The sequence below is a fragment of the Egibacteraceae bacterium genome, assembly GCA_040905805.1.
In the GTDB taxonomy this organism is placed as follows: domain Bacteria; phylum Actinomycetota; class Nitriliruptoria; order Euzebyales; family Egibacteraceae; genus DATLGH01.
On the sequence record JBBDQS010000042.1, the window covers coordinates 2,861 to 8,319 of the forward strand.

7 protein-coding genes are annotated in these 5,459 nt (G+C 70.7%); 2 read left to right on the top strand and 5 right to left on the bottom strand.

The window, feature by feature from the left end; all coding sequences use genetic code 11:
• A partial coding sequence (locus WD250_05400; GenBank protein MEX2619636.1) for a glycoside hydrolase family 15 protein occupies positions 1 to 878 on the top strand: 878 nt, incomplete at its 5' end.
• 48 nt (positions 879 to 926) lie between these two features.
• On the top strand, positions 927 to 1,277 hold the full coding sequence (locus WD250_05405) for a hypothetical protein (protein MEX2619637.1): 351 nt from the start codon (positions 927 to 929) through the stop codon (positions 1,275 to 1,277).
• 333 nt (positions 1,278 to 1,610) lie between these two features.
• Here WD250_05405 and WD250_05410 read toward each other — a convergent pair whose 3' ends face one another.
• The 5 genes from WD250_05410 to WD250_05430 all read right to left on the bottom strand — a co-directional run.
• Positions 1,611 to 2,582: an RnfABCDGE type electron transport complex subunit D gene (locus tag WD250_05410; protein ID MEX2619638.1), complete on the bottom strand. Its 972-nt coding sequence runs from the start codon at positions 2,580 to 2,582 to the stop codon at positions 1,611 to 1,613.
• 209 nt (positions 2,583 to 2,791) lie between these two features.
• Positions 2,792 to 3,664 (bottom strand): DM13 domain-containing protein, encoded by an 873-nt coding sequence (locus WD250_05415; protein ID MEX2619639.1) that lies wholly within the window; start codon positions 3,662 to 3,664, stop codon positions 2,792 to 2,794.
• A gap of 83 nt (positions 3,665 to 3,747) precedes the next feature.
• A complete protein-coding gene (locus WD250_05420) occupies positions 3,748 to 4,083 on the bottom strand; it encodes a hypothetical protein (protein MEX2619640.1) in 336 nt (111 codons plus the stop codon).
• Positions 4,070 to 4,747, bottom strand: coding sequence for a hypothetical protein (locus WD250_05425; GenBank protein MEX2619641.1), 678 nt, complete (start codon positions 4,745 to 4,747; stop codon positions 4,070 to 4,072). Before WD250_05425 ends, WD250_05420 begins: the two co-directional genes overlap by 14 nt.
• 43 nt (positions 4,748 to 4,790) lie before the next feature.
• Positions 4,791 to 5,459 (bottom strand): NAD(P)-dependent alcohol dehydrogenase (locus WD250_05430; protein MEX2619642.1); only part of this gene is annotated, 669 nt, incomplete at its 5' end.

Genomic DNA, 5,459 nt, shown 5'->3' on the forward strand with positions numbered 1-5,459 from the left:
GCGTGAGCGTGACCGAGGAACCCGTGCGTGAGGCGCGGCGGTGGGTGCCCGAGCACGAGCTCGGCCACCTCCGCGGCTATGCCGACAGCCGCCCTGTACGCATCGGCAACGCGGCCTGGGACCAGTCCCAGCTCGACGTCATGGGCGAGGTGCTCGACCTGGCGTTACGTTACCGCGACCAGCTCCACCCGCTCCGGGAACGCACCCGTGGCCTGCTGAGGTGGATGGCCGATGAAGCGGCGGCCACCTGGCGATCAGCGGACGCGGGCATGTGGGAGGCCCGGGACCGTGGTCGCCACTACACCACCTCCAAGGTGATGTGCTGGGTCGCCCTCGACCGTGCCGTGCAGCTCGCCGACCTCCTGCAGGCCCGGACCGAGGTCGACCGCTGGCAGCAGGTCGCCGCGGAGATCCGTGAGACGGTGCTGGAGCAGGCGTGGAACGACGACCTCGCCGCGTTCGCCGCGTTCGCCGCGTTCGCCGGGGCGTTGGGCTCCGACCGCCTCGACGCCTCGGTGCTACTCATGCCGCTGGTCGGGTTCATCGACGCCGGCGACGAGCGCATGCTCGCCACGATCCAGGCGATCCAGCGCACCCTGGTGCGCGATGGGCTGGTCTACCGCTGGGACGGCGACGCCAACGGGTTCGTGCTGTGCACCGCATGGCTCGCCGAGTGCCTGGCCCTAGCCGGGCGCGACCAGGAGGCGGCCGAGGTGCTGGACCGGCTCGTCGAGCGGGCCAGCGACCTGGGGCTGTACGCCGAGCAGATCGAGCCCCACACCGGCCGGCACGTGGGCAACTTCCCGCAGGCGTTCTCCCACGTCGGCGTCATCAACGCCGCCTGGCGGCTCAGCCAGACCGCATCTGCGGGGTCGTGAGGATCGCACTCCGCCGCGGCCGATCAGCCATCCGAGACGCACAAGACGGTGGCGCCGGTCGAGCTCCGCGCGTGCCTGGTCGAGCAGGCGCAGGCGCAGGCGCAGGCGCACGCCCTCGACCAGCGTGCTGCCGTCGTCCACCCCGCCGGCGGCGCGGGCGCCCCACACCGCCGCGGCCTCCTCGAGCCCGGCGACGGCTCCCTCGACGCCCGCCAGCGGGGCCGAGCGGGTCGCCTGCGGGAGGGCGGCGACGGCCACCAGGTGCTCGTCCAATGCCAACGCCGCACGCTCCAGGTCGCCGCGCAGCTCCTCGGCCGTGCCTGCGACCGCCGGCTGGGAGCGTATGGCTCGGACCGCGTCGCGCAGGCGCCGGCGCAGACGCGCCTCGGGCGATCTTGACCTTGCTGTACGGACGCTCGCCGTGCACCTCGCCGGTGGCCCCGTTGATGACGACCTGGAAGTGCCGCCCGTCGAAGATGACGGTGAGCAGCCACAGGGGCAGCAGGAGGTGTGCGAACGCGAGGTTGCGGTAGTCGATCTTCTTGCTGGTGATGCGCTGGTGGTCCCCGCCGATGTCCCGACGGATCGTGGACTCGATCTCCCGCTCCATCCGTTTCTCGGCCTCCCCGAAGCACTCCTGGGCGTTCTGGTCGTAGGGAAGACGGCGCGGGAATCGATGCGATGGCGCTCCGCGGTCACCGGCGCACCTGAAGGCGTGTTCCCCCGGCGGGCCTACTGCGGGTTGGGGTCGTTGGACATGCCACGCTCGATGAGGATCAACTCGTCGTTGTCGGCGAGCTGGGCGGTGTTGAGCGGCGCGGCGACCGCGATGATGACCGCAGCCGCGACCGGCGCCGTGAGCGCCGACCTCGCACGCTGACGAAGCGGCGCGTGATCGGTAGGCGTGCGGACCGAGTCCTGCTGCTCGACCTTCGCGGGGCGGCGGCTGGTGACACGCCGGACAGCAGACTCGATGAACGGCACGAATGCACAGGTGAGGGTGAGGCTCGACAGGATCGACAGCTTGACACCGAACTCGGTGGGCTGGAAGGCGAGGAGGCCGGCGGCCACGACAGCGGTGGTGGTGCCGTACACGAGTCGCCCGACGAGCGTCTTCGGCGCGGTCTGCGGGTCTGACATCATGAAGAGCACGAAGATCAGCGTCTCCGGCGACAGGACGATGTTGAACCAGTAGAACGCACCGCTGACCGGCACGGGATGCCAGATGGCCCAGAAGCTCTGACCCGTCGCCGCGAGCACGCCGACGATGAGACCGAAGGGCACCAGGAACGCCAGGGCCATCGGCAGCATCTTCAGCCGCCGCAGGATCCATATCCCGCCCAGCACGATGACGGCGACGGTTATCGCGACGGGCACGCCCAGCGGGCCCCACCACAGATACTGGGGAAAGACACCGGCCGGTCCGACCACCAACAGCACCCACACGAGGCCGACGTTGGACGGGTTGAACAGGTGGCGCCCGCCGGGGCGGATAAGGTATTTGGCTGCGAGGGAGAGCAGCGCCGCCAGCACGAAGAAGTGGATGCCGTTGAGGCTCCACCAGTCACCGTGCTCAGTGCCGGTCGCCCGCAGCAGCAGCGCGACGCTGTTGCCGGTCAGCATGGCGCTGGCCGGCCACATCAGCACGTGCTGACGCCTGAAGGTGACCACGGTGTCGACCAGCGCGCACACGCCGATGGTCACCAGGATCTGGGCGATGGACAGCTTGAACCCGAGAACCGTCTGTCCCAGCACCTGCACGGTGAGCAACACGGCGGCGACCCGCAACCTCGGATCCCCCAACTTCGGCAGAACAACCGGGATCCGGCGCCCACGCACGGTCAGGTGCGGGCCGCCTCCCGGGGGCGTCCCCACGGCGCCGCCGCCATCAAGTGCCGGCTTCGCAGAGCGGCTCATCGTGGCTCCGCGAGCGTCGCGGCCGCATACGCAGACTGCAGGGGCGGGCACCAGATGACCACTGATCGGTACTCGCCGGGATCCACACCGTCGGGGACGGTGAAGTTCATGGAACCCGCCGTGATCTCCAGATCCGCGACCTTCTCCGACCGGGCGCCGAGGAACTCGTCGGTGGTCCGTGGCGCGTCCAGCGGACTGAAGTGGATCTCCAGATCGACGTTCTGGGTGACGAAGAACTCCTCGAGCCGCAGGGCGTGCCCGCCGTCCGCCAGACGGTAGACGACCATCTCGCCTCGACCAGTCTGGTCCATGTCGTAGAAGGAACCGGTCGCCACCGCCACCGTGTCGGCTGCCGTCATGGCGTCGAGCGGCGGCTCCACGAGGGGGACGTCGACCTGCTGCTCGATCACCAGGGTCCACGGACCGTCCGCCTCGACCTCAAGCCCCACCGGGCCGGTCGAGGTCGAGAACCCGGCGCCTTCGGCCGGACACGTTGCCTCCACGAGCGGCTCGCGGTCACTGTCGGGCGACACCACGAGGCTGCCCCCTTCGCACGTCCAGGCAGCGCGCCACTGCAGCGCACCCTCATCGAGGGCGACGGTTGCGGTGTCCGGCCCGTCGCCATCCAGCCGTGCCACCTCCTGCCACCACGGGCTTGATCGGACCCGAGTGGCCTCGGCGGAGGTCGCTGCGGAACCCTCCGCCGCACGGCTGGCGGCCGCCGGTCGCGGCGGCGGGACGTCAGAGCCCAGCAGCTGCGTGCGCACACCAAAGACGTCGCCGCCGTACAGGGCACTGACAGCGAGTGCGAGCAACCCGATGCCGGCGGCCACCTGTCGCGTGCGCGCCGGCGTGCCACTATCCGCCATGGACCTCCAAGACCCGTGCGCCCGTCCGGACCCTCAGCAGAAAGCGTAGCGATGGCCCCACCGCCCAGCAATGATGGCAGGTCTCATGCGCGTCCGTACGGAAGCCCTGGCCGCGCGTCCGCGACCTGACCGGCGCCACGGACGGCTGGGCTGGGAGCACCCCTCGACCCCGCACCGAGTTGCGACTCGAGGTAGACGAACGCCAGACCGATGATCCCGAACACCACCGTGGACTGCACCAGGCGCACAGGCATGCCGGCGGCAGTCGTCGCCGTCGACAGCTGGGGCAGCCGCTCCCCGACCAGCACGCCGAACGCCCCGTAGACGGCCGACACGGCCAGCATGCCCACGGCGGGCCACCCCAGCGGCCGCAGGGCGGTCAGCAGCCGCCGACCCGCTGAGCGCTCACCGCCGACCATGGGCGCAACCGCGAGCTGCCCAACAGCAACCGCCACTACGTGCGCAAGAGCGAGCTCCACGCAACAGACCCCGCCCCGAGAACCGCCTCAGAGTAGCGTCTCCAACGACACCGAACCCGTCCGCGCCGAACCCCTGGTGAAGGGTTCCGGGGACGCCGAACACGGCGGCGATGACCGGCTGGGCCTCGGAAGGGCCGGTGACGCGCAGGTTGAGGCCGTCGGCGGTGATGTGCAGCGCGAAGTCGAAGAAGCGGCAGCAGTCGTGCTCGGCAGACGCCAGTCGCACCAGCTCCCGGGACAGCTCAAGGTCCAACGGGAACCGCACCGCCACCCCGCCGGAGATCGGCTCGCGACCGGTCGCCCGTCCCAGCAGGGCCTGCCAGTCGGTCATGCGGTCGGGCATCCGGTCCGGGTGCAGCGTGCACGCCAGCTCGGCGTCGACATCGCCTTCGACGTTCGGCAGCAGCAGCGGCGTGCGTGGCGGCACCGTCGTCTCGTTGGACAGGCAGACATACTCGCCCTCCACGCACGGGCCGTTGTGGGCCGGATGCTGCAGCCGTGCCAGCACCTGGTGCAGGTCGCCGCCAAGCGCGACCAGCTTCGTGATCCGCTGCTGGGTGTCGGTGAGCCGGTCGGCCACCCGTCGCCGGAGTTGGTCGGCCACGGGGGCGCACTCGTCGTTGTCCCACAGCTGGACCAGGCGGGGTTCATCGGGGGCCGTCCGTCGCCGCCACGCGGACGACGACCTTCCCGCGTGCCCGGCCTTCCTCGATGTGGCGGATGGCGTGCGCGGCCTCGCTGAGCGGGTAGCAGCGGTCGACCACCGGCGTGACCTTGCCCGCCTCGATGAGGTCGGCCAGCACGATCATGTCCTCGTGGTTCTCCCGGCTCATGAACGTGCCCTGCTTCTGGCCGACGAACAGCGACTGCGCGGAGGCGCGCATCTGTCGGTCGAGGCCGCCGAGCCAGCGGCCGCCGCCCTCGCCGCCGACGATGATGAGCGTGCCCTTCGGGGTGAGGACCTTCCGCAGCCGTGACAGCGGCGAGTTCCCGCCGATGTCGAGGATGAGGTCGAAGCCTCGGCCGCTCTCGGCGAAGTCCTGTTGCAGGTAGTCGATGACGTGGTCGGCGCCGATGCTGCGGACGAGGTCGACCTTGGTCGTGCTGCACACGCCCGTGACCGTGGCACCGAACGCCTTGGCGAGCTGCACGGCGTAGGTTCCGACGCCTCCGGATGCGCCGATGACGAGGACCTGCTGCCCCGGGTGCACCTTGCCGTGGTCGCGCAGCGCCTGGAGGGCGGTGAGCCCGGAGATGGCGACGGTGGCGGCCTGCTCGAAGGTGAGGTTCGCGGGCTTCGGGGCGAGCTTGCGCTC

Coding starts and splice junctions, on each gene's coding strand:
- WD250_05415 (MEX2619639.1), bottom strand. CDS start 3,664: ATGGCGGATAGTGGCACGCCGGCGCGCACGCGACAGGTGGCCGCCGGC.
- WD250_05420 (MEX2619640.1), bottom strand. CDS start 4,083: ATGGTCGGCGGTGAGCGCTCAGCGGGTCGGCGGCTGCTGACCGCCCTG.